This is a genomic window from Streptococcus sp. 477 (genome assembly GCF_013277295.1).
GTDB lineage: Bacteria > Bacillota > Bacilli > Lactobacillales > Streptococcaceae > Streptococcus > Streptococcus pseudopneumoniae.
The window spans coordinates 1-26,559 of sequence record NZ_VMMQ01000092.1 but is presented as its reverse complement, the minus strand read 5'-3'; the positions used below and the strand labels follow the sequence as shown (position 1 = coordinate 26,559).

General features: G+C 37.9%; 31 protein-coding genes and 3 pseudogenes. 10 read left to right on the top strand and 24 right to left on the bottom strand.

What is annotated here, in order from left to right; translation table 11 throughout:
* Positions 1–131 precede the first annotated feature (131 nt).
* From metG to HT691_RS10325, 4 genes are all read right to left on the bottom strand, one after another.
* Positions 132–2,129 (bottom strand): methionine--tRNA ligase, encoded by a 1,998-nt coding sequence (metG, locus tag HT691_RS10340; protein WP_101514547.1) that lies wholly within the window; start codon positions 2,127–2,129, stop codon positions 132–134.
* A gap of 123 nt (positions 2,130–2,252) precedes the next feature.
* Positions 2,253–3,512 carry an ABC transporter permease gene (locus tag HT691_RS10335; protein WP_101514546.1) on the bottom strand — a complete coding sequence of 420 codons (1,260 nt, stop codon included), beginning with the start codon at positions 3,510–3,512 and terminating at the stop codon, positions 2,253–2,255.
* A 1-nt stretch (position 3,513) separates the two neighbouring features.
* Complete coding sequence (locus HT691_RS10330) at positions 3,514–4,215, bottom strand: ABC transporter ATP-binding protein (RefSeq protein WP_000811473.1); 702 nt, start codon at positions 4,213–4,215, stop codon at positions 3,514–3,516.
* On the bottom strand, positions 4,199–5,392 hold the full coding sequence (locus HT691_RS10325) for an efflux RND transporter periplasmic adaptor subunit (protein ID WP_023935835.1): 1,194 nt from the start codon (positions 5,390–5,392) through the stop codon (positions 4,199–4,201). The genes HT691_RS10330 and HT691_RS10325 overlap by 17 nt, the downstream gene beginning before the upstream one ends.
* Before the next feature lie 287 nt (positions 5,393–5,679).
* Between HT691_RS10325 and gor the strand changes: the two genes are divergently transcribed.
* Positions 5,680–7,026, top strand: a complete 1,347-nt coding sequence (gene gor / locus HT691_RS10320; protein ID WP_023933574.1) for a glutathione-disulfide reductase — start codon at positions 5,680–5,682, stop codon at positions 7,024–7,026.
* A gap of 165 nt (positions 7,027–7,191) precedes the next feature.
* Here gor and HT691_RS10315 read toward each other — a convergent pair whose 3' ends face one another.
* From HT691_RS10315 to HT691_RS10300, 4 genes are all read right to left on the bottom strand, one after another.
* Positions 7,192–7,692: a hypothetical protein gene (locus tag HT691_RS10315; protein ID WP_000727307.1), complete on the bottom strand. Its 501-nt coding sequence runs from the start codon at positions 7,690–7,692 to the stop codon at positions 7,192–7,194.
* On the bottom strand, positions 7,689–8,312 hold the full coding sequence (locus HT691_RS10310; protein WP_000151029.1) for an ATP-binding cassette domain-containing protein: 624 nt from the start codon (positions 8,310–8,312) through the stop codon (positions 7,689–7,691). Before HT691_RS10310 ends, HT691_RS10315 begins: the two co-directional genes overlap by 4 nt.
* Positions 8,309–10,291, bottom strand: coding sequence for an ABC transporter permease (locus HT691_RS10305; RefSeq protein ID WP_172925363.1), 1,983 nt, complete (start codon positions 10,289–10,291; stop codon positions 8,309–8,311). Before HT691_RS10305 ends, HT691_RS10310 begins: the two co-directional genes overlap by 4 nt.
* 65 nt (positions 10,292–10,356) lie before the next feature.
* The gene (locus HT691_RS10300) at positions 10,357–10,695 is read right to left on the bottom strand and encodes a hypothetical protein (protein WP_000746103.1); all 339 of its coding nucleotides are present in this window, start codon (positions 10,693–10,695) and stop codon (positions 10,357–10,359) included.
* Positions 10,696–11,120: 425 nt separating this feature from the next.
* Here HT691_RS10300 and HT691_RS10295 point away from each other — a divergent pair, with 425 nt between their 5' ends.
* Positions 11,121–11,657 (top strand): biotin transporter BioY, encoded by a 537-nt coding sequence (locus HT691_RS10295; RefSeq protein WP_023933578.1) that lies wholly within the window; start codon positions 11,121–11,123, stop codon positions 11,655–11,657.
* 53 nt (positions 11,658–11,710) lie between these two features.
* Here the strand turns inward: HT691_RS10295 and HT691_RS10290 are convergent, their stop codons facing one another.
* Positions 11,711–11,926: a YdbC family protein gene (locus HT691_RS10290; RefSeq protein ID WP_000807430.1), complete on the bottom strand. Its 216-nt coding sequence runs from the start codon at positions 11,924–11,926 to the stop codon at positions 11,711–11,713.
* Between the two features lie 98 nt (positions 11,927–12,024).
* Here HT691_RS10290 and HT691_RS10285 point away from each other — a divergent pair, with 98 nt between their 5' ends.
* Complete coding sequence (locus HT691_RS10285; protein ID WP_001216094.1) at positions 12,025–12,345, top strand: hypothetical protein; 321 nt, start codon at positions 12,025–12,027, stop codon at positions 12,343–12,345.
* 30 nt (positions 12,346–12,375) lie between these two features.
* On the opposite strand, the gene HT691_RS10280 is transcribed toward HT691_RS10285, so the two are convergent.
* The 7 genes and pseudogenes from HT691_RS10280 to rpsP form a co-directional block, all read right to left on the bottom strand.
* Entirely contained in the window at positions 12,376–12,714 is a 339-nt protein-coding gene (locus tag HT691_RS10280) for an ATP cone domain-containing protein (protein ID WP_001196047.1), read from the bottom strand.
* 11 nt (positions 12,715–12,725) lie between these two features.
* A complete protein-coding gene (gene trmD / locus HT691_RS10275; RefSeq protein ID WP_166727479.1) occupies positions 12,726–13,445 on the bottom strand; it encodes a tRNA (guanosine(37)-N1)-methyltransferase TrmD in 720 nt (239 codons plus the stop codon).
* Positions 13,435–13,953 (bottom strand): ribosome maturation factor RimM, encoded by a 519-nt coding sequence (rimM, locus tag HT691_RS10270; RefSeq protein WP_023933582.1) that lies wholly within the window; start codon positions 13,951–13,953, stop codon positions 13,435–13,437. The genes trmD and rimM overlap by 11 nt, the downstream gene beginning before the upstream one ends.
* A gap of 30 nt (positions 13,954–13,983) precedes the next feature.
* Entirely contained in the window at positions 13,984–14,772 is a 789-nt protein-coding gene (locus HT691_RS10265; protein WP_000819188.1) for an alpha/beta hydrolase, read from the bottom strand.
* Positions 14,773–14,914: 142 nt separating this feature from the next.
* Positions 14,915–15,164, bottom strand: a pseudogene (locus tag HT691_RS11440) (MazG nucleotide pyrophosphohydrolase domain-containing protein); the annotation flags it as partial.
* A 184-nt stretch (positions 15,165–15,348) separates the two neighbouring features.
* Entirely contained in the window at positions 15,349–15,588 is a 240-nt protein-coding gene (kphA, locus tag HT691_RS10255) for an RNA-binding protein KphA (protein WP_000379620.1), read from the bottom strand.
* A gap of 19 nt (positions 15,589–15,607) precedes the next feature.
* Entirely contained in the window at positions 15,608–15,880 is a 273-nt protein-coding gene (rpsP, locus tag HT691_RS10250) for a 30S ribosomal protein S16 (RefSeq protein ID WP_000268760.1), read from the bottom strand.
* Positions 15,881–16,059: 179 nt separating this feature from the next.
* On the opposite strand from rpsP, the gene HT691_RS10245 reads away from it, so the two are divergent.
* Entirely contained in the window at positions 16,060–16,260 is a 201-nt protein-coding gene (locus tag HT691_RS10245) for a hypothetical protein (protein WP_001092276.1), read from the top strand.
* Between the two features lie 767 nt (positions 16,261–17,027).
* On the opposite strand, the pseudogene HT691_RS10235 reads toward HT691_RS10245, so the two are convergent.
* The 3 genes and pseudogenes from HT691_RS10235 to HT691_RS10225 form a co-directional block, all read right to left on the bottom strand.
* Positions 17,028–17,435 (bottom strand): annotated as a pseudogene (locus tag HT691_RS10235) (helix-turn-helix transcriptional regulator); the annotation flags it as partial.
* Positions 17,436–17,478: 43 nt separating this feature from the next.
* Entirely contained in the window at positions 17,479–17,817 is a 339-nt protein-coding gene (cadX, locus tag HT691_RS10230) for a Cd(II)/Zn(II)-sensing metalloregulatory transcriptional regulator CadX (RefSeq protein WP_000711082.1), read from the bottom strand.
* 11 nt (positions 17,818–17,828) lie between these two features.
* Positions 17,829–18,443 (bottom strand): CadD family cadmium resistance transporter, encoded by a 615-nt coding sequence (locus HT691_RS10225; RefSeq protein WP_000615748.1) that lies wholly within the window; start codon positions 18,441–18,443, stop codon positions 17,829–17,831.
* 28 nt (positions 18,444–18,471) lie between these two features.
* Between HT691_RS10225 and HT691_RS11435 the strand changes: the two genes are divergently transcribed.
* The 6 genes from HT691_RS11435 to HT691_RS10200 all read left to right on the top strand — a co-directional run bounded on the left by HT691_RS11435 (position 18,472) and on the right by HT691_RS10200 (position 21,890).
* Entirely contained in the window at positions 18,472–18,645 is a 174-nt protein-coding gene (locus HT691_RS11435; RefSeq protein ID WP_078374329.1) for a FanG protein, read from the top strand.
* Between the two features lie 448 nt (positions 18,646–19,093).
* Positions 19,094–19,672 carry a hypothetical protein gene (locus HT691_RS10220; RefSeq protein ID WP_050261894.1) on the top strand — a complete coding sequence of 193 codons (579 nt, stop codon included), beginning with the start codon at positions 19,094–19,096 and terminating at the stop codon, positions 19,670–19,672.
* Between the two features lie 2 nt (positions 19,673–19,674).
* Positions 19,675–19,899 (top strand): helix-turn-helix transcriptional regulator, encoded by a 225-nt coding sequence (locus tag HT691_RS10215; protein ID WP_001041099.1) that lies wholly within the window; start codon positions 19,675–19,677, stop codon positions 19,897–19,899.
* 327 nt (positions 19,900–20,226) lie between these two features.
* Positions 20,227–20,388, top strand: coding sequence for a hypothetical protein (locus tag HT691_RS10210; RefSeq protein ID WP_101514409.1), 162 nt, complete (start codon positions 20,227–20,229; stop codon positions 20,386–20,388).
* Positions 20,389–20,791: 403 nt separating this feature from the next.
* Positions 20,792–21,004 (top strand): hypothetical protein, encoded by a 213-nt coding sequence (locus HT691_RS10205; protein WP_031222800.1) that lies wholly within the window; start codon positions 20,792–20,794, stop codon positions 21,002–21,004.
* Between the two features lie 82 nt (positions 21,005–21,086).
* Positions 21,087–21,890, top strand: a complete 804-nt coding sequence (locus HT691_RS10200; RefSeq protein WP_050261895.1) for a peptidylprolyl isomerase — start codon at positions 21,087–21,089, stop codon at positions 21,888–21,890.
* Between the two features lie 54 nt (positions 21,891–21,944).
* Here HT691_RS10200 and HT691_RS10195 read toward each other — a convergent pair whose 3' ends face one another.
* The 5 genes and pseudogenes from HT691_RS10195 to sodA all read right to left on the bottom strand — a co-directional run bounded on the left by HT691_RS10195 (position 21,945) and on the right by sodA (position 26,348).
* Positions 21,945–23,486, bottom strand: coding sequence for an ABC-F family ATP-binding cassette domain-containing protein (locus tag HT691_RS10195; RefSeq protein ID WP_050261896.1), 1,542 nt, complete (start codon positions 23,484–23,486; stop codon positions 21,945–21,947).
* A 1-nt stretch (position 23,487) separates the two neighbouring features.
* Complete coding sequence (locus HT691_RS10190; protein ID WP_000976713.1) at positions 23,488–23,970, bottom strand: VanZ family protein; 483 nt, start codon at positions 23,968–23,970, stop codon at positions 23,488–23,490.
* A pseudogene (rlmN, locus tag HT691_RS10185) lies at positions 23,970–25,035 on the bottom strand (23S rRNA (adenine(2503)-C(2))-methyltransferase RlmN). Before rlmN ends, HT691_RS10190 begins: the two are co-directional and overlap by 1 nt.
* A gap of 20 nt (positions 25,036–25,055) precedes the next feature.
* Entirely contained in the window at positions 25,056–25,586 is a 531-nt protein-coding gene (locus HT691_RS10180; RefSeq protein WP_001224342.1) for a YutD family protein, read from the bottom strand.
* A 156-nt stretch (positions 25,587–25,742) separates the two neighbouring features.
* A complete protein-coding gene (gene sodA, locus HT691_RS10175; protein ID WP_000974746.1) occupies positions 25,743–26,348 on the bottom strand; it encodes a superoxide dismutase SodA in 606 nt (201 codons plus the stop codon).
* Positions 26,349–26,559 lie beyond the last annotated feature (211 nt).

The window sequence follows — 26,559 nt, the reverse complement described above, 5'->3', positions numbered from 1 at the left end:
AAAATAAATGGAAGCTAGAGGCCTTGTCAGCCACCAGCATAGCTGGTGGTTTTCTTGTTTTTCTCTACGAGAAAAACTGGCTTGAAGCCATAATAAAAAACAGAACTAGTATGAACTAGTCCTGTCTATTTTTACCCAATCACACTTCCGTTTGGTACAGCTGGATCAACTGTGAGAAGGGTTAATTTTCCATCATGTTCAGCTGATAGGATCATCCCTTGGCTGACATATTTCTTCATCATTTTACGTGGTTTGAGATTGGCAACGATTTGAACTTTCTTGCCGATCAATTCTTGTTCATTTGGATAGTATTTTGCAATTCCTGAGAGGATTTGACGATCTTCACCATCACCAGCATCCAAGCGGAATTGGAGCAACTTATCAGAACCTTCTACTTTAGACACTTCTTTGACTTCTGCGACACGGATTTCGACCTTATCAAAGTCTTCAAACTTGATTTCATCCTTGTTTAGTTTGAGTTCGACTTCGTCTGGATTCCATTCTTTTTCGACAGCTGGCTTGTTACCTTCCATTTGTTCCTTGATATAGGCGATTTCTTCTTCCATATCCAAACGTGGGAAGATTGGTGTTCCTTTGGCAACTACAGTCTCATCTGCCGGGAAGTCAGCCAAGCTCAAGTTTTCAAGGCTCGCTACTTCTTCCAAGCCAAGTTGAGTCAAGACTGCACGACTGGTTTCCATCATAAATGGCTCAATCAAGTGAGCTACAACACGAAGGCTGGCTGCCAAGTGGCTCATAACACTTGCCAATTGATCGCGGAGTGCTTCATCCTTAGCCAAGACCCATGGAGCTGTCTCGTCGATGTATTTGTTAGTACGAGAGATAAGGATCCAGACTGCTTCAAGTGCACGTGGATAGTCAACTGCTTCCATGTGTGTATGGTAGTCGGCGATTGATTGCTCTGCAACCTCAGCAAGAGCATTGTCAAACTCTGTTACACCCTCTACATAGGCTGGAATTTGCCCATCAAAGTACTTGTTAATCATAGAGACCGTACGGTTAAGGAGGTTCCCAAGGTCATTGGCCAATTCATAGTTGATACGGCCGACATAGTCTTCAGGAGTGAAGGTTCCGTCTGAACCAACTGGAAGGCTACGCATGAGGTAGTAACGAAGTGGGTCAAGCCCATAACGCTCTACCAACATTTCAGGGTAAACGACATTTCCTTTAGACTTAGACATTTTTCCGTCTTTCATGACAAACCAACCATGGGCAATCAAACGATCAGGTAATTTAACATCCAACATCATAAGAAGGATTGGCCAGTAGATAGAGTGGAAGCGAAGGATGTCTTTTCCTACCATATGGAAGACTGTTCCATTCCAGAACTTGTCAAAGTTACCATGTTCGTCTTGACCGTAGCCAAGAGCTGTCGCATAGTTAAGAAGGGCATCAATCCAAACATAGACAACGTGCTTAGGATTTGATGGGACTGGGACACCCCAGGTAAAGGTTGTACGAGAAACTGCCAAATCCTCTAAACCTGGCTCGATGAAGTTGCGAAGCATTTCATTCAGACGACCATCTGGAGTGATAAATTCAGGATGAGACTTGAAAAATTCGACCAAACGATCTTGGTATTTGCTAAGGCGAAGGAAGTATGATTCTTCGGATACCCATTCAACCTCGTGACCTGATGGAGCAATACCACCAGTCACATTTCCAGCTTCATCACGGAAAACTTCTGCCAGTTGGCTTTCTGTAAAGAATTCTTCGTCTGATACTGAATACCAACCAGAGTATTCACCCAAGTAGATATCATCTTGAGCAAGTAAGCGTTCAAAGACCTGTGCGACAACTTTTTCATGGTAGTCATCAGTTGTACGGATAAATTTATCGTATGAGATATCTAGTAATTTCCAGAGTTCTTTGACTCCAACTGCCATCCCATCAACATAGGCTTGTGGTGTAATGCCAGCTTCTTCAGCTTTCTGCTGGATCTTCTGACCATGTTCATCAAGACCTGTCAAATAAAAGACATCGTAGCCCATCAGGCGTTTGTAACGTGCTAGGACATCACAAGCAATGGTTGTGTAGGCAGAACCGATATGCAGTTTTCCAGATGGATAGTAAATCGGCGTTGTAATATAAAAATTCTTTTCAGACATAATTTTTCCTTTCCAGGCAAATGAAACCTGTTTTTCTAACACTTCATTATATCACATTTTTAAGGATTTTCGATAGGGAAATCCATACAAAAACAAGATAGACGAGTGTCCATCTTGTTGATCTTATTCATAACGAAGGGCTTCAATTGGATCAAGTTTCGATGCCTTGTTGGCTGGCAAGACCCCAAAAATCATACCCACACTAGCCGAAACTGCAAGACTAAATAGGGCAACTGGGATTGATACTCCAACTTCTATACCTTCTATTAAACCTTGCAGTAACAAACCTGCTAAGGCAGTTAAACCACTTGCAATTGTCAAGCCAATTAAGCCACCTAACAAGGTCAAAATCATGGATTCAATCAAAAACTGAATTAAAATATTGGCACGTGTTGCGCCCAAAGCCTTACGAAGACCAATCTCACGAGTGCGCTCTGTCACCGAAACCAGCATGATGTTCATGACACCAGTTCCTCCAACAAAGAGAGAAATCCCTGCGATGGAACTAATAATCGTCGTCATAAAACTAAACGATTGTTGAATTTCTGCAAATACAACGGACTCATCTGCCACCTGGTATTCTCCCTGTTGTAAGCCTGCAAGTTCTGTCATTTTTCGTGCCAGTTCTGGACCCAGAGTTGGGGTTAAACTGGTATCATTCACTCGAAAAACAATACTAGCTATTTCATCTACATTAAAATTCGCAGCAAGGGAGATATTGGTAGTAATAGGCAAGCCACCAAACCCATATATTTTTGACTTTTTAGCCTCCGGACTAGTATAAACACCAATGACCCGGTAACTAAAATCATTGACTTCTACAACCTTGTTAATAGCCTCTTGAGGAGATTCAAATAAACTAATGGACAATTCCTCATCTAGCAAAATGACACTTGCAAACTCTTTGAAATCTTGCTCTCTCAGACTACGACCTGCAATAATTTCATTCTTAACAGCGTCCATGTAAGTTCTGTTTCCACCTGTCAAATTAGCATTCTCAACCTTTTTATCTTGATAGGTCAAGATGGCATTCGTTGAATTGGTTACATAGTAACTATCCACTCCCTTGAGTTTGGCTGCCTCTTGGACCCAGGATTCTTGCGGTTTTGGCGGTTCAACAGGAATTTCCTCTTCCTTTCCAGAAACCGTAAAAGCTGATTGTTTCTGAGTAAAAGACCCATCTTTACTTTTTTTAGGAGAGAAGAAGACGCTAATATTTTTCTGAGATTTGGTCATATCTTTATTAACTTGACGAGATAGGGAATCTCCCAAAGCCATAATCACAACAACTGATGAAACACCGATAATAATCCCAATCATGGTAAGCAAAGAACGCATCTTGTGAGCCATGATAGATGAAAAGGCAAATTTCAGATTCTGCATCTTAGTTTTCCTCCTTTCCTAACTGAGCACTGTCAGATGAAATGACTCCATCTCGAATGATAATCTGACGTTTAGCATAGGCAGCAATCTCAGGCTCATGCGTTACCATGATAATGGTTTTTCCTTCTTTGTTCAAGTCAACCAATAGTTGCATAATTTGATTCCCTGTTTTGGTATCCAAGGCTCCTGTCGGTTCGTCCGCTAGGATAATAGAAGGATTGTTTACCAAGGCACGAGCAATAGCCACACGTTGCTTTTGACCACCAGATAATTCCGAAGGCAAATGGTGACTACGTTCTGTCAATTCAACCTTGTCTAAATACTCCTCAGCCAACTTGCGCCGTTTTGAAGACGAAACTCCTGCGTAAATCAAGGGCAATTCTACATTTTGCAGAGCATTGAGCTTCGATAGAAGAAAGAACTGCTGAAAGACAAAACCGATTTGTTGGTTACGAACCTTGGCTAATTGTTTTTCACCCAGTCCAGCCACTTCTTGGCCTTCAAGATAATACTCTCCACTGGTTGGTGTATCCAACATGCCAATCGTATTCATCAGAGTGGACTTCCCAGAACCAGATGGTCCCATGATGGCAACAAATTCACCCTCATTCACTTCTAGATTGATGTTTTTGAGAACCTGCAGTTCTTGGTCACCATTGCGATAGCTTCTGCAGATATTTTTTAGACTAATTAGTTGCTTCATCAGCCTTCACCTCTTTTCCTTCTTCCAAGGAAGATGTTGGATTACTGATGACCTTAGCGCCATTTGTCAAACCAGAAGTGATTTCTTGATTTTCTGCGTCAGCATTTCCCAATGAAACCTCAACTTTTTTAGCCTTTTGTTGTTCATCCACAATCCAGACATAATTTTTACTATCATCCATTACTAGACTGCTGACAGGAACAAGAATAGCCTTGGTTTTGCTTTTAACCTCAATGTTGACAGAAAAACCTTGTTTCAAATCACCAACTTCGCCTGTCACATCAATAGTATAAGGGTATTTAGAACCTGTATTAGCCCCAGCTGCTGGACTAGCTGCTTCACCATTGTTTTTAGGATAGTCAGAAATATAGCTTAATTTCCCAGTCCATTTTTTATCAGGATATACTTTAGAAGTAAAGCTTACTTCTTGACCTACAGAAAGGTTGGCTAGATTGTACTCAGACAATTCTCCCTTGACTTGTAAATTTTCATTGCTGACAATATGAACCATAACTTGACTCGCCCCTGTTGGAGATTTAGAAACATTGCTATTGACTTCGACTACAGTTCCCTCTAGGGTACTGAGAACAGTTGTTGCATCCAATTGACTTTGAGCCTTGCTTAATTGCGCTGCAGCATCTGCACGCGCATCACGGGCATCACCCAATTGAGCGTCAATAGAAGCAACAGAATTTCCAGCAACTGGAGTTGGACTTTGCACCGTTACATCTTCTCCTCCTGCTGGTGCAGGTAACTGGGGAGCTGAAGCAGCTTCATTTCGTGCTTGGTTGAGTTCGTTGATATGACGGTCTGCCTTCGCAACTGCTCGACTCGCTGAATCATAGGCCGCCTGGGCTTCTGAACTACTGTACTTGACTAAAGCCTGCCCTTCGCTGACCTTATCCCCCACAGAAACAAGGATTTCGTCTAAATCTCCCTTGCTAGCATCAAAATAAACGTATTGTTCATTTTTTGCCGTTACTGTTCCTGATAATAAAACAGAGGATGCCACGCTTCCTTCCTTGGCAACAACAAGATGAGTAGGTTCATCTTTTACAGCGGTTTGCGAGGGTTGTCTAAAGAGTAAAATCCCCCCGGCACCCAATACAACTACACTCGCAGCACCGATGGCTGCATACAGTTGCCACTTTTTAGCTTTACCATTCTTTTTCTTCATAATGAAACTCCTTTTCTTTTTTACAATACTTTGCTATTATACCAAATTTCCCTCCAGCAAACAATGCAGTTCAGATGGAAATAATGACAGTTCAGGATTAAACAATCGTTCGGAAATCCTCCTTTTCTATTGTACTAGTTATATGATACACTATCTTGACTTATTTGGCAAGCTTTTTTGCAATTTTTTGTGCGTAGCAGATTTTTGCAATCAAATCAAAAAAAAGATAGAATATGACTATCAAAAAATGACACTCGACTATTTAAAAGAGTACAAAGGAGTTTTCAATGAGAGAATACGATATCATCGCTATCGGTGGAGGTAGCGGAGGAATTGCCACCATGAACCGTGCTGGTGAACATGGAGCCAAAGCGGCCGTTATTGAAGAAAAGAAACTAGGTGGAACCTGTGTCAATGTCGGCTGCGTTCCTAAAAAAATCATGTGGTACGGGGCGCAAATCGCTGAGACTTTCCATCAATTTGGAGAAGACTACGGCTTTAAGACTACTGATCCTAACTTTGACTTTGCTACCCTACGTCGCAATCGTGAAGCTTACATCGATCGCGCTCGTTCTTCTTATGATGGCAGTTTTAAACGCAACGGCGTAGAGCTGATCGAAGGTCATGCTGAATTTGTAGATTCTCATACTGTCAGCGTAAATGGTGAACTGATTCGTGCTAAACATATCGTGATTGCTACAGGTGCCCATCCAAGTATTCCTAATATTCCTGGTGCTGAGCTAGGTGGCTCTTCTGATGATGTATTTGCCTGGGAAGAACTTCCAGAGTCAATTGCCATTCTAGGCGCTGGTTATATCGCCGTTGAATTAGCTGGCGTACTCCACACTTTTGGTGTCAAGACAGATCTCTTTGTTCGCCGCGATCGTCCTTTACGTGGTTTTGATTCCTACATCGTTGAAGGTTTGGTCAAGGAAATGGAAAGAACAAACTTACCACTTCACACTCACAAAGTCCCTGCCAAGTTAGAAAAAACTGCTGAAGGCATTACCATTCATTTCGAAGATGGTACTAGTCACACAGCTAGCCAAGTTATCTGGGCTACAGGCCGCCGTCCAAACGTTAAGGGATTGCAACTTGAAAAAGCTGGAGTCACTCTGAACGAACGTGGCTTTATCCAAGTGGATGAATACCAAAATACTGTTGTTGAGGGAATCTATGCTCTAGGTGATGTAACAGGTGAAAAAGAACTGACTCCAGTTGCTATCAAGGCTGGACGTACTTTATCTGAACGTCTCTTTAACGGAAAAACTACTGCAAAAATGGATTACTCAACTATTCCAACTGTTGTCTTTTCACACCCTGCTATCGGAACTGTTGGTTTGACAGAAGAGCAAGCTATTAAAGAATACGGTCAAGACCAAATCAAGGTTTATAAATCAAGCTTTGCATCTATGTACTCTGCTTGCACTCGCAACCGTCAAGAATCCCGTTTCAAACTCATAACAGCTGGTTCAGAAGAAAAAGTTGTCGGACTTCATGGAATTGGCTACGGCGTTGATGAAATGATTCAGGGATTTGCCGTTGCTATCAAAATGGGAGCAACCAAGGCTGACTTTGATGCAACTGTGGCAATTCACCCAACTGCATCTGAAGAATTTGTAACCATGCGTTAATCGAAACAAAAGAAGCAAAGCAAAAAACACTTCTAAATATCAAAAAGCGAGTATTTCCGTAGTTGGAGATACTCGTTTTCTTATGTTTTATTTTATAGTATGTTGAAGTAAGATATGCAAAAATCAATTAACAAACCATAGCAAAATACAAGGATTATAATACAATCATTTATTCTTTTCTTTAAAAGATTCATATATTTTTTTATATAATTCTTTTATATCTTTTTTCTGAGAATTCAACTCTTCTTTACCGTAGTCAAAGTTTGCTACCACAAATCCCGCGCCATCATCAGAAAAAGTAAAAAATTCTATTTCAATTAGTTTATTATGCTTAGAGTCCTCTATGGTGTCTCCTAAACCATTATTGAATTTCTTCACTTCTTCTTCACGAACTCCGAACCCCGTAGCAGCTCCATTTGCAATGATGTTTGAAAATACTTCTTCTGAAGATGATACTTCTTTCACAGTTATGAAGTATATAGCTTCTTCCGTTTCTACTTGTCTCACTTTATTCCATTTTTCTGTATCACTAGAAGAAAGCGTATAGATTGTTAACTCTACCGTTGGCTTATTGATATTTTCTTTTGTAATCATTTGTTTTCCAAAAAAGAAAATGGCGAGTACCCCAGTTACAAAGATCAAAGCAATATAAATTTTCTTTTTCATACCTTATACCCTATATCTTTCATGTCAATTATCACATCAACTTCGTTATAGACAGCTGGATCATGTGTCGCTATAATGACATATTTATCTTCAGCTGTTTCATTCAATAGTAAACGAATAATTTCTTTTCCAATCTCACCATCTAAAGCTCCTGTAGGTTCATCTGCTAAGATAATTTTACGTGGTTTCATTAACATTCTGGCAATAGCTACACGTTGAGCCTGCCCTCCAGACAATTCATATATTTTTTGATGTAAATAGTCACTTGACAGTCCTACTTTTTCAAGTACGTCAGTTATTGTTTTTTTGTCTTTAGTGATAAGGCTCAGATTATCATATACTGTTTTGTTATCTATTAAAGAATAATTCTGAAATACATATCCAACAGTATTTTTAAAAAAAGTTCTTTCTTTTATCTTCCAAATATCTTGTTTATCAACTAAAACATTCCCACTGTCAATTTTTTCTAATCTTCCTATAATATTAAGAAGAGTACTTTTACCGGAGCCAGAACCTCCAATCAATGCATAGCTTTTTCCAGATTCAAATATTAAATTTAAGTCTGTAAAGATCTTCTTTGAGCCGAAACTTTTTGAAACGTTCAAAAGGTCAATTGTCATGATTCATCTCCTTTTAAAATTTTAGTGTAGCTTTCAGATAATTTTCTAAAACTCATTATGATCGACAACATCAAAACTAGCAGATAAGCCGCTCCAATATATAGCAACTCTATTTGTCCTGTCATCAGAAATGTAAATAGAATAACCATTGTAATAGTCATCATAAAATATTTGAGACTTGAAATTGCTATATATGTTTTTGACAGACCCAAAATGATTTTTTTCACATATTCATTCTGTTTTAGAGTAATAAAAAGTTGGACATATTGATAAATGAGTATAAAGATAATACTGTAAATTATCTTCTGCAAGATTTGTGAAAGTAAAATTTGGTGCTCTAAGGATTGAATCTTTAATTTCACAATTTGGTAAACATCTACTGGATTCATTGAGAAATTCAACGGGACAGTCATCTCATTTATTTTTTTTACCGCTTCAGGACTAAAAAGAGATTTATATAGTATGTTACTAGCCAAAGAAAACTTATTATTTTCCATCATTTTGTCCGTATCTAACACAACAACTATATTATCTTTGCTATCTGCTAGACTTGCCATTGGTAAAATATCTTTATTTTTATGATCGATATCAGCATCCTCATTGAAATAAAAAATTTTATTACCATCAGGAATTATTTGTACTGCAAGCTGTTCTTTTGTATAGTTTGTTCCAATAAATTGTTCTGCTACAACTGTATTCTCAATAGATTTCTGGTTTTCTTTCCACTTCTCAGGAATATAAATGGTTGCTATCTTATTATCTAAAAGATGATAGTTTGTTCCATTCACTTTATTTTGTAGGTTAGCACCTGTTTGATTAATATAAATCAACTCTTTATTTATTTCTGGATTCGTTATTCCGTCATTTTCTAATTGTTTAGAAAAGTCTTCTAAAACATGAGATGTTTTCATAAAATCTGGAACATATGCCGAAGATCGTTCAATATATAAGAAATCTAAGTTTTTTAAGGCAGCAACTATCTGTAGATACTGACCATCTGAATCACTAACTTCTCCATTTTTAGCAGAGTTACTTTCAATTCCAAGGAACTCAATCCTTCTCCAGTCTTTTACTGTGTCCCACGGTACTAAATTCTGTATTTGTATGTTCATACTAGATTGACTACTCTTTGTTTCTTGTAAAAAAACTCCTGAGACAAGGATAATAATCGAAATAATAGCAAGCCATACGACAAAAATAAGCTTGTTTTTTGCCTTGTTTTTGATAATTTCAATGGGCTTTTCAATCTGAATCGTCGACCAAAATAAAACAAAGGTGATGAGATCAATGATTTGAAATAGTATAAAATTCGTTAAAAGCAGAGAGAAAAATAACTTAGAACTATAAGTGAAGAAACCATTTCCCAAAAAAGAACTGTAAGAAATCATCAATAAAGCCATCATAATCAGTTCAAAAATAAGAGAAATCACATACTCTCTTCTAAGATCGTATACAGGCAAGCCCAAAGAACGTCGTATCACTCCTTCTTTGATCTGCCTCGTCCTAACAACAAATAAAACAACTAATAAAGTTAAGTAAATGGAACCCATTAACAGTATTCTTAAAGTTCCAGTGAATTGTAATATTCCTCCTATATACCAAGGATAAGCCATATAGACTGTTTGCAGCCCCGTCATCGTAAGTGGTTTCAAACTATCTACATCCATTTTCCCAAGGGTATAATACATCCCTATTATTGGTGCTGACTTTAATTGTTCATTATTTACATCATCAAAATTTACATACTTCAACTGACCCGAACTCTGAACGATTGGCTTGTAAATGGTAACCTTTTCCGTTTTTGATAAGTCACGAACCATTTCATATATTTCGTTATTAGAAAGATTACTTTTCCCTTGAATAGAGAAAGCACCATCAATTGGTAAAGGTATGGGGATTTCGGTATCACTAATAGTGACCAGACCAATTGTAGCAATCAAACAAAAGAAGAATCCAATGATACATAATTTTAATTTCATAAGCAATTACCATATTACAAAAGACCCTATTTTATAATTGGGTCTCCTGTTTTCATAAATTATTTTTAAAATCTATAATAATCCCAATATGCATTTAAGCGAACATCGTTCCAAGATTTTGTTGCACTTGAATATGCCCATCCATAATCTTTTTTATCCTGAGCTTTAACTGTTCCCCAAAAATTCGTTACTGAAGATTTTGAACCAATATTATCTGGAGACTTAACAAAGTAATTCGAATAACCATAGTTATCATTTACACCATATTCCCATACATCAATAATCGGATATGGAGCAGGGTGTGCTGTAGTTGCACTAACAACACTAGCTGCAGTAGCAAAGCTAAAACTGAAAACACTTGCAGCTAGAAAAACAGATGCTTTCTTATTAATTCTTTTTTTCATTTTACTTCTCCTTGAATTTAAATATTTGATGAAGATTAAATAATAGTCTCTTTTTAGTCCCTCCATATTACTTTAATATGAATTGATTATATTTAGGTTTTTAATCACCGTTATGGTAGCTAGAGTCGTTAAAATATCTCATAACTACCCCTCCTTTTAAAATTGAACACATCTAAATGCATCCGTTTACATTTTTAATATAACACTTATTTTTTACTTTGTCAAGTATTTACTAGTATATTTTTTATTAATAAAATAGGATTATCTATACAGACAATTTTCGAATCAACAAAAAAATTATCCAACTTAACCAATAAGCAAAATCGGCCGTTACAGTTTTTGTTACCTTGTTTTAAAAAATTGGTTGACAATGATTCCTCTATGAGTATAATAGTTACTATACATCAGAAAAGAGGTTAACTATTTTGAAAAAAGCTCACATTTATGCTATCCCTGCTATTGGGGCTGCTCTCATTGCTGTTTTGGCACAAATCAGTCTTCCAGTTGGACCTGTTCCCTTCACTCTGCAAAACTTTGCAATCGGCTTGATTGCTACTGTCTTTAGACCGAGAGAGGCTGTACTTTCTGTTGGACTCTATCTTCTTCTAGGTGCTATCGGTCTTCCTGTGTTTGCAGGAGGTGGAGCTGGTTTTCAGGCTTTAGTTGGCCCTACTGCAGGCTATCTTTGGTTTTATCTCGTTTACTCTGGACTTACTTCCTCTCTAACCAACAGCAAGAGCGGAATTGTCAATATTTTTCTTGCAAATCTCTTGGGTGATGCCCTTGTCTTTGTCGGAGGGATTCTCAGCTTGCATTTTCTAGCTGGAATGGCATTTGAAAAAGCTCTTGTTGTGGGGGTCATTCCCTTTATCATTCCAGACCTTGGTAAACTTCTAGCTATTAGTTTGATTAGTCGTCCTCTACTTCAACGCCTTAAAAATCAGGCTTACTTTGCTAACTAAAAAAGGATATCGAGTTGTCATAACTCAGTATCCTTTTCTTTTATTTTGAAAACTTAGTTTCCTTTAAAAGCATCCACCATTGTTTGAAATTCTTCATTGGAAAGAGTAATTCCTTTGCCCATCTTCGTATGGTCTGGACTCCAAGCACGAATATCAAACTTCGCAGAGGCTCCATTAAAGCTCACACGGTTGATTTCCTTAGTCCAACCTTTTTCGTTTTCAGAAAGAGTCAACAAGTGCTCTTCGATTTCAAATGTAAATTCTGCCATTTTCTTCTCCTTTTTTAGCTTTCATCTGATTATTCGTAAAATCTTGTAGATTTTAGGAAAATTTTATATAATATTGATATAAAAGAAGGGAGGCCACTATGAGACATAAATTCCAGCAAGTTCTAGATAAAATACATGACTTTTTAAATGGACATGACCAACCTGACCATACTGAAAGCAACTCCCTTACAGCCACTATTGAAGAGGCTATCCAGAAACAAACTGCTGTTCACCTTATCTTGTCTGAGACAAGCTTTACAGGTGATATCATCAAATACGATCAACAAGGCCAGCAAATTATCGTGAAAAATTTTGCCAAAAATGTGACCCGTATTATCCGCATAAGCGATATTCAACGCCTGCGATTTGTCCCTTCAACTGTCCAAACAGCCCAAAAAAATAGATTTAAGAAAGAGTGAGATGTAGTTGCTTCATCCCACTCTTTTTTCTTAGCGAATTTGTTCAAAATGTAAATGAACTGCGATATGATCTCCATAACCACTTCTTTCCAAGTCACGTTGCAGACGATAGGAAATGTAGTGTTCTGCAATGGTAATGTAACCTGCACCCAGTAGACGATGTTCAACCATAGACTGAATCATGCTAATAGTAGCACGTTCCACCTTGGCCTCTTCCAAATCCAAAACCACTTTCTTAGTGACTTGTGCAAGGTTTTGACGCAAATCATCTGTCAATACATAGACAGTCTGGGCTGCCTTTAAGATGGCTTGGTAAATCTTATCTGGATTAAATTCAGCAATTTCGCCATTACGTTTGATTACTTGCATAGGTATCTCCTTTATTCTTTGTTTTCTTTGATTTCTGCCAGCATTTTTTCTTCTTCTGCTGTCAGTTGATAATGTTCAAGCAAATCCGGTCTGCGCTCGTAGGTTTTCTTCAAACTCTCATACAGACGCCACTGACGAATCTTTTCATGGTGGCCACTCATCAATACATCTGGTACAACCATACCCCGATAATCATAGGGACGTGTGTACTGAGGGTATTCGAGAAGCCCAGAAGAAAAACTATCATCTTTGTGGCTAGACTCCTTGCCAATCACTTCTGGAATCAGGCGTACCGTAGCATCAATCATGGTCATGGCCGCCAGTTCTCCACCAGTAAGGACATAGTCTCCCAAGGAAATCTCATCTGTCACCAAGGTCTTAATGCGCTCGTCATAGCCCTCATAGTGACCGCAGATAAAGATCAGTTCCTCTTCTTTGGCCAAATCCTCAGCATAAGCCTGATCAAACTGCTTTCCAGCTGGATCGAGGAGAATAACGCGCGGATTTTTCTTTTCAATAGCATCAAAGGCATCAAAAATGGGTTGGGCTCGGAGCAACATCCCCTGACCACCTCCGTAGGGCTCATCGTCTACATGGCGGGCCTTTTCAGCCTTTTCTCGAAAATTATGATACTGGATATCCAAGAGCCCTTTTTCTCGAGCCTTTCCAACGATTGAGTGCTCCAGTGGAGAAAACATCTCTGGAAAGAGGGTTAAAATATCAATCTTCATCATCTAACCCTTCTAAAATTTCCACATCGACACGGTTATTCGGAATATCAACATTGAGAACCACTGGTGGAATATAAGGCAAGAGCAAGTCACGTTTGCCTTTTCGCTTGACCACCCAGACATCGTTAGCACCTGGTTGCAGGATTTCCTTGATGGTTCCAATCAAGTTATCACCCTCATAGACTTCCAAACCGATAATCTCGTGATAGTAGAATTCACCATCGTCTAGGTCATTCAAATCTTCCTCAGCAACCTTGAGACTGTATCCCTTATACTTTTCGATAGCGTTGATATGGTACATATCTTTGAATTTAATAATGTCAAAGTTCTTCTGTTTACGGTGACTAGCGATAATCACTGTTTGGACAAACTGATCTTTTTCATCAAACAAGGCCAGCTCAGATCCTTTTTTAAACCGTTCTTCTGCAAAATCCGTCACAGACAATACTCGCATCTCACCCTGCAACCCCTGCGTATTGACGATTTTCCCAACATTAAAGTAGTTCATCTTGTCTCCTGTAGTCTCCTTCTTTCCATCTTATTCTGACAATTCTCGAATAATAGTCGCAATTTTTTCGGATTCAGACCATTGTAAATAATGGTGATTCCCTCCTAAAATGAGTCTAGCATTGGAAGTCCAATATTCTGATTCTCTGTACTCTTTTTCTCTGTAAGGCTGACAAAAAACAAATACAGGGATACAATCTGGTATTGATACATCCTCAAAATCTTCCTCAGTAATCTCTCCAGATATCTGAAATCCTGGATCTTGATTTTCCAACTCTGAACCTTTTTCTTGCATTATTTCCCAGATTTCTTTATTCGTTTCAGGACTAAATGTTGCTTGAGTTAAGTTCTTAAAATAAAGTTCAGGACCACACTCATCAATCAGCCTCATCTGCTCTTCCATTTCTGGATAAGGATTTTCTGAAAAATCAGCAAACATGACGTTTTTAGTTGTCGGTTCAATTGCTACTAAAGCCTGACACTTAATTGGTTTGTTGAGCAATTTGCAAGCTAAAATTCCACTCAAACTATGTACACAAAGTATATATTCAGAAATCACCAATTCTTCAAGTACTTCATAAACTGCATCTGCAAGATTATCCAGATTTTTTCCAGCTTGGTCATGAATCGGACTTCTACCTGTGTTCGGAAAATCAATTGTCAAATAACCAATTGTGGACGGAAGTTTTTCGAGTATAAGTGAAAAATTTTCATAACTTGGTAGCAAACCTGCTCCGTTTAGACAAATTAGCACTTTCTTTTGCTTTTGATAAGTAACAGAGAGACTACCAATTTCTGTAGATACTTCAAACCTCTTCATAAAGAAATCCACTCATTCTATATAATGAATTATTAAAAGTCCTTATCCTTTATTTTATCATGTTTCAAGGATTTTCTCAAGTTGGAGGAAGAGGACATCAATTCTCCTTCACCTTCAAAAATCCTTCCAAATCACGTTCATGTTAGTACTTAATGGCTGCAGTCTTATCTTTCTCAAAGATAGTCTTGGTAAGGTCAATATGGTTGATGGCGACGATTGCGACGGTGTAGTGAATGATATCAGTCAGTTCTCTGGCAAGTTCCTCGTTCGAATCCTATCCCTTCTTTTCGACCAGAGCGCCTATTCAAAACCTCGGCTACTTCTCCGACTTCCTCCACTAGCTTGATAAAAAGACCTTCCTCAGTTCGAGACTACTGGTAATGTTCGAGTAATACTCTTCGAAAATCTCTTCAAACTACGTCAGCTTCACCTTGCCGTACTCCAGTACAGCCTGCGGCTAGCTTCCTAGTTTGCTCTTTGATTTTCATTGAGTATAACTAGTCTTGTAATTGTCTAAACGTTAAATATTTCATCTTCTATTCCTCGCAAAAAAGCGAGACATTTGTCCCGCTCTTCTTATTTTTCGTCAATAACGATTCTTACTTTTTTGTCTTCAGTTGGGACAGAGTAGACAATCGTTCTTATCGCAGAAATAGTGCGACCCTTACGACCGATTACACGACCCACATCGCTTTGATCAAGATTCAAATGATATTCCAAAAACTCTGGTGTATCTTCAATCTTGATAGTTAAGGCATCTGGTTGTGAAATCAAGGGTTTCACAATCGCAATAATGAGATTTTCAATCGTATCCATCTGTCAACCTACTTTAAACTTATTTTGAGAATTTAGAATCGTGGAATTTCTTCAATACACCTTCTTTTGAAAGGATGTTGCGAACTGTATCTGAAGGTTGAGCTCCATCAGCCAACCATGCAAGAACGCGGTCTTCTTTCAAAGTTACTTGGTTTTCAGCAACAAGTGGGTTGTAAGTTCCAACTGTTTCGATGAAACGTCCGTCACGTGGTGAACGTGAATCTGCTACGTTGATACGGTAGAAAGGTTTTTTCTTAGAACCCATACGAGTCAAACGGATTTTAACTGCCATTTTTAAAGTCTCATTTCTTTAATTTTTTATTTCGGTGAAATAGCTGAGCTATTTAGCACATGTTCTATTATAGCAGATTTCTGGCATGTGTCAAGAAAAAAACTTGACAGACTATAAATTTCTTCAAGTATTTAGAAATTTGTTAGAAGTAGGAAATAAATGTTTGAAAGAGGCTATCCGTGAATACTATTTTAGAAAAATTTTATAAAGAACACCAAGTCAAACCCTTCATATCGCCTGAACGAGATTTGGATACTTGGCTCCTAAGTCCCAAGCCCGTTCCCAAGCGAAATATGAACTTATTAGCAGATGATTCACTAGCAGGAGATATCATTTTACTATGGAGAATCCAGTTTGGTACTTTTACCACTGAAACATGATTTTAAAAACTCCCATTCGAATATGATTCAAAATTCGCTTAGAATCAATGTTTTCCCACTTTTTCAAAAAATAAATTTTCATCTAATTTAAATAACTTTCAATTAAGTGTGAATTTTGCTTAAAATCATAAAAAAACACCCCATGGTGTGAACCATAATACTCTTTGAAAATCTCTTCAAACCACGTCAACGTCGTCTTGCCGTAGGTATGGTTACTTACTTCGTCAGTCTTATCTACAACCTCAAAGCAGTTCTTTGAACAACCTGCGGCTAGCTTCCTAGTTTGCTCTTTGATTTTCATTGAGTATAAAGTGTTGTAAATACTGTATTGTAGCTAGTTCTTAACCTTTAGAGAACTGGCTAGCTTTACGAGCTTTCTTAAGATCTGGTTTGGAAAGTATAGATTTCAATTAGACTAAAAACAGCGAAATATCAAGGATTTTAAAAAAGATATCTACTAATTAATTTATAAAATATGAATTAATAGATTCTAAATAGGGGAATAGTTTAGGTCTGTAAAAGATTAAATAATTTCTATTTTAGCTGTTAGAAACGTTGGTACATCAATGTTTTTAGAATGCTACATAATAAAAGGTAGAGTAAATAGTAGAGTAGTTATTGCGTTAGTTCAGCAATCTTATCGATATAAAGATTAACAGATTCTAACTTTCTTTGCGGTGCTAACTCGGCGTATGTGTCCATTGTTGTTGAAATTGATTTATCTTTTTTGATTTTTTAATGACCTTTTTGCCATTATGGATAATTTTTTCAGTTTCATCAGAAATCAAAAATTTTTTTCTTTGAATATTGAAATTTGCGAATGTCTTGGAAAGTCTAAGACAGCTAGATTGTATAGAAATTAAGTCATCATCCGACAAAGAATTCATTCTTTTATTTACAGTTTCCAAATCTCTAAATAAAATAGAGCCGAAGCAGTGGTAAAACATATTTTCAACAAGCTTGGCAATATCTCCAAAAATAATTTCTTTATAGTCTAAGTCGGTTTGAGTATTCAAATAAAGCAATATTGAAGTGGTAACTTGTTGCTTTTCCTTTTCAACTTGACTAACTTGACCTGCATTGCTTAGTTCGCTTTGTGTAATATTGTGTTTTTTTCTTAAATTTTTGATACGAGTAGGTAGTTCATGTGAATAATTTTCTTCAAAAAATTTCATATACAATCCCCCTATAATCATGGAAAAGTAGTAAAAATAGTTGTTATCCTAGTTGATTAAAAAAATCTCTGATTTCCTCATCTTTTATAAAATAATATATAATTTTCCCATCTCTTCTAGTGTCCAAGATGTTTTGATTGGCTAGTTTACGAAGATGGTGGGAGGCAGATGCCATACTGAGATTTAGTAAACAGGCTATATCACAGACACAGAGTTCTTCAACAGCAAGGAGATAAAAGATGATATTTATCTGTTTATTATCGGTAAACTTTGATAAAATACGAAGTGATTTTTGGACTTTTTCCTTTTCAAGGTAGTTCGTCGCGGTTGTAACATTTTGTTGATTTATAATATTCACTTGGCAAATACTATCTTTTTTCATAATTTTTTCTCCTAGCCGAACACAGTCCTTAGCATGTCAAAGCTGTTGTTTTCAATCAGAATATACATCCCCAATCCTAAATAGACAACGGCAATAAACCATCTGCTATATTTTTCCAAAGTTTCTCCAACAGAAGGGACTTGTGCCAATTTTTGGGCAGAAAAAACCAAGAGATAAATCATGACTAGAAAAGTAAGTAAAGTCACTATCAAATTCGCTAAATTTAAGGTGGTAAAATATGGGACAAAGACACCAATATTGTCAGCGCCACAACTTGCAAAAGTAATCATAGCGACTAGAAAAATCAGGTTTTTATTGTCTTTTCGCAAACCATCTTTTGCAATAGCTTCTCCATCAGAATCTCCTAAAAGCAAAACTTTGAGGCCTAGGAAAATTGGAATCAAACCGAGTAAACCTAAAATCTCTTTACTAGGAATATAATTTAAGACAAATGCAAAAAGCAAACTTAGCAATATTAGACTAACAGAGCCTAGAAATTGTCCTAAATAGATGTTAATGATGTCTTTTCTGCTTTTTCTTTTGGCAAAAAATAACATTAGGATAATAAGTAAGTCTACGGCTGTCCCAGAATACAGGATTATTGAAGTAACAACATTTTGAATCATAAAACACCTCATTCAAATATATTTTTGAATGTATTCTAACATTAAACTTTGTAGATGTCAACTTAAAATCCACCAAAATATAGATAAGAAGTTAGTGTACCAAATATTAAAAAGCCCTGCCATCGAAATGATAGCAGGGCTTAACTTCAATATCCAGATGATATATTTATCTAAAAAAGGTAGAGTTTTTATTGATTTGTAGTGCTATATAATGAGTTTCCAAAAATCAAAAATCGCTTAAAATCAGTATTTTGACATCTATTGACGTGTACTGAAATCCTTACTTAACCTCTGTAAAAATTAACTTCTACACCTACAAAGCTTATTCTGACAGACTTTATACAGTCTAAGAAAAAAAGTAGAGATTCATACAGTATCTAGATTTTTCAAAAATTCTTTATCATCAAAAATTCTTTATCATCAAAAATTCTTTATCATCAAATATTATTAACGAAACTATCCAAACCAAATCCGATGCATTACTTCAAAGAATTCTTTAGTTGTTTGTCTATCAAGGGCTTTTATTAAAAAATTTTTTCAAATAATTGCCACCTTGGCACATAAATTCTTGCTTTCTAAATTTAAATGTGATATATTTATAACATAAAATTTAAGTGTTATATATTTATAACACAAAAAAGGAGTCTATCATGAAAAAAAGTCAAAAAATGCGTGGCCTCATTGCAATGATTGCCGTAGCTCTCTTTATTGATTTTATTGTTGTATTTGGTTCTAATCTTAGTTGGGAACCCAAGTTAGTTATTACTGGTATTTCAGTGTCAGGTCAAATTGTAGCTATATCGAGCTGGCTACATAAGAGTCAGAAAGGTAAGAGAAAAATTATTTTTGACTTGTCTGCTAAGCTTTACACGATACTTGTGTTTGCAGCAAGCATTTTTTATACAGTAGGAATTTGGGTTGCGACCCCAAGCGAAAGTTCTGGTATTAAAGAATGGATTTTGGGAATTGGCCTCGTTATTGAAGTGATTCTATTTGGTTTTTTCTCTTTAAAAAATGTCAAGGAAACTCCGGACGAACGCTTTTATGCTAATTTAGCAAAGGCAGCTAGCTTGATGTTTGTTTTTATACTAGGCGCACTGATGATCCTAGCAGTTATCATTGGGTATATGGGGTCTCTCACTCTTTACATGGGACAGATATTTATTAGCATAGCTGCCTTGATTTGCATCTTTGCGGTTGTCTATCTTATCTTGGAACGGAGAGGATAAGCATGGCCAAAGAAAGCAAGATTATTACTAATCTCAAATCTGTTCGTGAATCCACAGGCATGACCCAGCAGGAGTTAGCCGACCGCATCGGCATGCGACGCGAGACAATTCTGCACTTGGAAAATAACCGTTACAATCCTTCGCTGGAAATGGCTCTTAAAATTGCTCAAGTTTTTAATCTGAAAGTAGAAGACCTCTTTGAACTCAGACAGAAAGAGGAAGCATAATTCTTTTTGAGACCTAGTATTCAGTTCATTGACTAATTAGGAATTGAAGCCAAAAGAAAAAATCCTTTGAAAATGTGCTCTTTTAAAATATAGTAATTCTTTCGAATTAACGTTTACTAATTGTGATGCTTTACGAGCTTTCTTAAGATCTGGTTCCCTAAATACTTTGAGTACTCTTATGGCATTGATGCTCCTAAGCATCTCAAAACTCTGGTAGAAAAAGGTTATGCTGTCCATTGAAACTGCTTTTTACTCACTTGACCATCTAATACGCTACCATAAAAAAGAATATCCTAAAGAAGAAGGGAGTTACTGGACTTTCTAAAAATGAAGGCTACAAATTTGGACCAAGCCCTTCATGAGCATTTTTCAGAAGAAGAATTAGCTTGTCACTTTTCGATTCGCGGTTATAGACTAACTCCAAAAGGAGAACAAACACTCAAAGACCATCAAGCAATCATTGACCGCCATCCTAAAAAGAATCTTTAATCAACCAAGACAGGTTGATTTTTTTTGAAAACAGTTTCTTGAAAAATTTTAATTATTTCACTTACGAGGAAAATTTTTTTATGATAGACTGATGTATAATCAAAAAGAATTGGAGACTATAATGCCTAGAAATTTTAAAGAAGCTCTTTTATTTACAACACTTATGTGTTCCATGATGATACTCGGTATGTCCATGTGGAATCTTTTTATTGTTGGTCAACTTTCACTACATTATTTAGCCCTTGCTTACATCCCTGGCTTTGTCACAGCCTTTTTATTGGATGTCATCCCTGTGGGAGCAATCGTTAAGTCAATTGCCTTTCGTATCCTCAAGGACCATCATAAACGATGGCAGAAAATCATTACCATTTCTGGAGGAATGGCAGTTCTCATGGTCACTTTCATGTCCTTCTATGGACTTTTTTACAATGGCATTGCTATCACACCCAATACCTATCTAAGCGCCTGGCTCGTAAACTTTATTGCAGCTCTTCCTCTAAACTTCCTAATTGTCGGACCAATTGCCCGTTTTATACTAAGTTCTTTTCAGAAACCATTTACTGAGGAAGAAGTTGAAGATTTTCAAGATGATGATGAAATCCCAACTATTATCTAAGCCAGTTCTGTAAACTACTAACATTTGAAATCCCCTTCCTTTTAGGGTACAATGGTAGAAATGAATTTTTGAAAGGATCAGAATGAAAAAACTAGCAACCCTTCTTTTACTGTCCACTGTAGCCCTAGCTGGATGTAGCAACATCCAACGTAGTTTACGTGGTGATGACTATGTAGATTCTAGCTTGGCCGCTGAGGAAAGCTCCAAAGTAGCAGCCCAATCTGCCAAGGAGTTAAACGATGCTTTAACAAACGAAAACGCCAATTTCCCACAACTATCTAAAGAAGTTGCTGAAGATGAAGCCGAGGTGATTCTCCACACAAACCAAGGTGATATTCGCATTAAACTCTTCCCTAAACTCGCTCCTCTAGCGGTTGAAAACTTCCTCACTCATGCCAAAGAAGGCTACTATAACGGTATTACCTTCCACCGTGTCATCGATGGCTTCATGGTTCAAACTGGAGATCCAAAGGGAGACGGTACAGGTGGTCAGTCCATCTGGCATGACAAGGATAAGACTAAAGACAAGGGAACTGGTTTCAAAAACGAGATTACTCCTTATCTCTATAACATCCGTGGTGCTCTTTCTATGGCTAATACTGGTCAACCAAACACCAATAGCAGCCAGTTCTTCATCAACCAAAACTCTACAGATACCTCTGCTAAACTCCCTACAAGCAAGTATCCAAAGAAAATCATCGAAGCCTATAAAGAAGGGGGAAACCCTAGTCTAGATGGCAAACACCCAGTCTTTGGTCAAGTGATTGACGGTATGGATGTTGTAGATAAGATTGCTAAAGCCGAAAAAGATGAAAAAGACAAGCCAACTACTGCTATCACAATCGACAGCATCGAAGTGGTGAAAGACTACGATTTTAAATCTTAAAAACCAAAAAATACAGTATCCACATTCGGTACTGTATTTCTTTTATCCTCATTTTTAAGTTAGATTATTAAAATCCCAGATTTGGTCCATCCAGCCTTCATAGAAGTCTGGTTCGTGGCAGACCATAAGGATAGATCCCTTATATTCTTTGAGAGCGCGTTTAAGTTCATCCTTGGCATCCACATCCAAGTGGTTGGTCGGCTCGTCCAACACTAAAACGTTGTTTTCACGATTCATCAAGAGACAGAAACGAACCTTGGCTTGTTCCCCACCTGACAAGACCTGAATTTGGCTTTCGATATGCTTGGTTGTCAAACCACAACGGGCAAGGGCTGCACGAACTTCTGCTTGGTTGAGAGCTGGAAAGGCATTCCAAACAGCCTCTAGTGGTGTTTGACGATTGCCACCTTCTACTTCCTGCTCAAAGTAGCCAAGTTCTAGGTAGTCACCACGTTCCACTTCCCCAGCAATTGGCGGAATAATGCCCAAGAGAGACTTCAAGAGAGTTGTTTTCCCGATACCATTTGCCCCTATAATAGCAACCTTTTGATTGCGTTCAAAGGTAAGATTTAAAGGCTTAGTCAGAGGACGATCATAACCAATTTGCAAATCCTTGGCTTGGAAGATAAAGCGCCCTGGTGTACGAGCTGGTTTGAAATCAAAGGATGGTTTTGGTTTCTCACTTTGGAGTTCGATAATATCCATCTTATCCAATTTCTTCTGACGAGACATAGCCATGTTTCGTGTTGCAACACGTGCTTTGTTTCGAGCCACGAAGTCCTTGAGGTCCGCAATCTCTTTCTGCTGACGTTCGTAGGCTGCCTCTAGCTGAGATTTCTTCATAGCATAAACTTCTTGGAACTGGTAGTAGTCACCAGAGTAACGCGTCAGCTGTTGATTTTCCACATGATAGACAATATTAATAACGTCATTGAGGAATGGAATATCGTGTGAAATAAGGACAAAGGCATTCTCATAGTTTTGGAGATAGCGCTTGAGCCAGTCAATATGCTCAGCATCCAAGTAGTTGGTCGGCTCGTCCAAAAGCAAGATATCAGGCTTTTCAAGGAGGAGTTTAGCCAAAAGCACCTTGGTTCTTTGTCCACCTGATAAAGAGGTTACATCTGTATCCATGCCAAAGTCCATAACACCAAGGGCACGCGCTACTTCGTCAATCTTAGCATCCAAGGTGTAGAAATCACGACTCTCCAGACGATCTTGGAGTTCTCCCACTTCTTCCATGAGAGCATCAACATCCACACCGTCTTCAGCCATTTCCATATAGAGATCATTGATACGAGCTTCTGCTTTAAAAAGCTCATCAAAAGCTGTACGTAGAACATCACGTACCGACTGCCCTTCAGCAAGGACAGAGTGTTGATCCAAGTAACCAGCCGTCACATATTTGGACCACTCAACCTTTCCTTCATCTGGCAGCATTTTACCAGTCACGATACTCATAAAGGTTGATTTTCCTTCACCATTGGCACCGACCAGGCCGATATGTTCTCCCTTGAGGAGACGGAAGGACACATCTTCAAAAATTGCACGGTCACCAAAACCGTGACTCAGATTTTTAACTTCTAAAATACTCATTTTAATTCCTTATCTTGTTTTTATGTAATCGTTTATAAAGGAGCCAAGCCAGATAGCCACCCAAAGTGTTGGTCCACAAATCATCAATCTCAAAGACGCGATTGAAATCAAAGAAAAAGTCCAAGATTAATTGCGTACACTCGATTCCAAGACTCACAAGAAAACTAAAAAGAAGGACCTTTTTTATTTTCCGCAAGTTTGGAAGGAGATAAAGGAGTTGGAACATCAGAGGAAAAAGTAAGAACATATTAAGGATATTTTGTAAAAAAATCCAGCATAATTGTCCCATATCACTCACCTCACCCAGATTCCAGAGGGAGTTTAAAGGAGTCAAAAGAAAAACCAGGCTTCCAAGATGCTGAATACCTGGAGTTTCTACCCCCACGGGAGATTGTTCTTGAGGAGTAAAGCAAAAATAGACAATGCAAATGCTATAGAAAATGACTCCCCAGACCAAAATATGATTATAAGTCTTCTTCATCATTAAGGATTTACCGCTGCGACTGCCTTCTGGCGGTCACGTTTCATTGTGTTAGAGCGCAATTGTCCACAAGCTGCGTCACTATCTGTACCATGCTCTTGACGAACCACACAGTTGACCCCTTTTCTCTTAAGCGTATCATAGAAAGCCAACACGCGCTCTTTGGGACTACGGCTATATTGGTCATGTTCACTAACTGGGTTGTAAGGAATCAAGTTTACATAAGACAATTTCTTGATGTTCTTGAGCAATTCAGCCAATTCCAAGGCTTGTTCTACACCGTCGTTGACTTCATTAAGCATAATATACTCAAATGTTACACGACGATTAGTTGTCTCAATGTAGTACTCAATAGCAGCAAAGAGCTTTTCAATCGGAAAGGCACGGTTAATCTTCATGATACTTGAACGAAGTTCATTGTTGGGTGCGTGAAGAGACACGGCAAGATTGACCTGAACCCCTTCATCAGCAAAGTCACGAATTTTATGGGCCAAACCTGAGGTTGAAACCGTGATGTGACGAGCACCGATAGCCATTCCTTTATCATCATTGATAGTACAAACGAAATTCAAAACATTGTTGTAATTATCAAAGGGCTCACTGATTCCCATGACAACGATATGGCTGACACGTTCATCCTGACCACGCTCATCAAAGTATTTCTGAACCAGCATAATTTGCGCTACGATTTCACCGTTATTGAGGTCACGTTGCTTCTTAATCAAACCAGAGGCACAGAAGGTACAACCGATATTACAGCCGACCTGAGTGGTCACACAGACAGATAAACCGTAGTGTTGACGTATGAGTACTGTCTCAATCAGCATTCCATCTGGCAATTCAAAAAGATATTTAACTGTCCCATCAGCAGACTCTTGCACAATACCTTGTTTCAAGGGATTGACCACAAACTGGTCATTAAGCTTAGCAATCAAATCCTTGGAAAGGTTGGTCATTTCTTCAATAGAGCCATTCCCAGATTTGATCTGCACGGAATTTCTTTTCTCCCTGCTCCAATACCCATTCCTGCATGGTTTGACGTGTTAAACTATAAATTGAGGGTTTCATTTCTTCTCCTTATTCTCTACTCACTTCTGACGAATGACAAAATGACGTTGTCCCTTGTCCTCTTTCTGAGAATGCTGGTCTTTCTGACGACGTCTATTTTTCTTATCTGCATTCGGTTTTCGTTTTGTTTGAGTCGGTTTCTTTCCTTTTCTAAAAGGCTGTTCTTCTTCCTTCTTACGCATTTTCTTGTCAAATGATGCTCGCTTAGGAGCTTCATTTTCTAAGACAAAATAGGCACAACCATAACTACAATACTCTAATAGGTAGTCTTGTAAACGACTGATTTTTTCAAGTTTTTCTTCTGTTCGGTCATCCTTGTAAAAACCTCGTAGGCGAAGCTGTTCGTTGCTCCAGTCTCCCACGATATAATCAAACTTGGTTAAGACTTCTGAAAAACGCTGATTAAAAGCCGTCACATCAAAGGCATCCTTGATATTTTCCACCAAGGAAAAAGCGATCCCTTCCGTTTCAACCTTGTCCCCGTGTAAATGAAACTCAGGACCAGGAAACTTGTTATAGTTGTATAATTCAGGTGCAATTTCTTTTCGCATAGATATCCTTTTTTCACGATTACTTAATACTTTATTCTACCATAATTTCTAGCAGTTAGCACGTTTCTCATAAAAATGAAAAAAGTCTAACGATTTTGTCAGACCAGAATCTTATAACCTAAAAAAGAGAAGAACAATTCTTCCCTCCAACTATCATTATTTAGCAGCTGCGTACAATTCATCTACTTTATTCCAGTTGATTACTGAAAAGAAAGCTTTGATGTAGTCAGGACGCACGTTGCGGTATTTCACGTAGTAAGCATGTTCCCAAACGTCCAAGCCCAAGATTGGTTTTTTACCTTCTGAGATTGGTGTGTCTTGGTTTGCTGTTGAAGTCACTTCAAGTTTCCCTTCTTTGTTGACAACCAACCATGCCCAACCTGAACCAAAACGAGTTGTTGCTGCTGCAGTGAAGGCTGCTTGGAATTCTTCAAATGAACCAAATGTTGCATCGATTGCTGCTGCCAGTTCTGCTGAAGGAGCTGTTTTCTCGGGAGTCATCAATTCCCAGAAAAGAGCGTGGTTCAAGTGTCCGCCACCATTGTTGATAAGTGCTTGACGGATATCAGCTGGGATAGATTCTACATCAGCAAGCAAGGCTTCAAGGTCTTCACCGATTTCAGGGTGTTTTTCTAAAGCTGCATTGGCATTGTTGACATAAGTTTGATGGTGTTTGTCATGGTGCAAGTGCATTGTTTCCGCATCGATGTATGGTTCCAAAGCGTCGTATGCATATGGAAGTTCTGGTAAGATAATAGCCATCTGTAATACCTCTTTTTCTTTCTATATGAAAATGATAACGCAAACATTCACTTTTTTCAAGTTTTTTGCTTATGGATGAGGAAATCACTGAGATACTTTCGAATAATACTCTTCGAAAATCTCTTCAAACCGCGTCAACGTCGCCTTGCCGTAGGTATATGTTACTGACTTCGTCAGTCTTATCCAGCAACCTCAAAACGGTGTTTTGAGC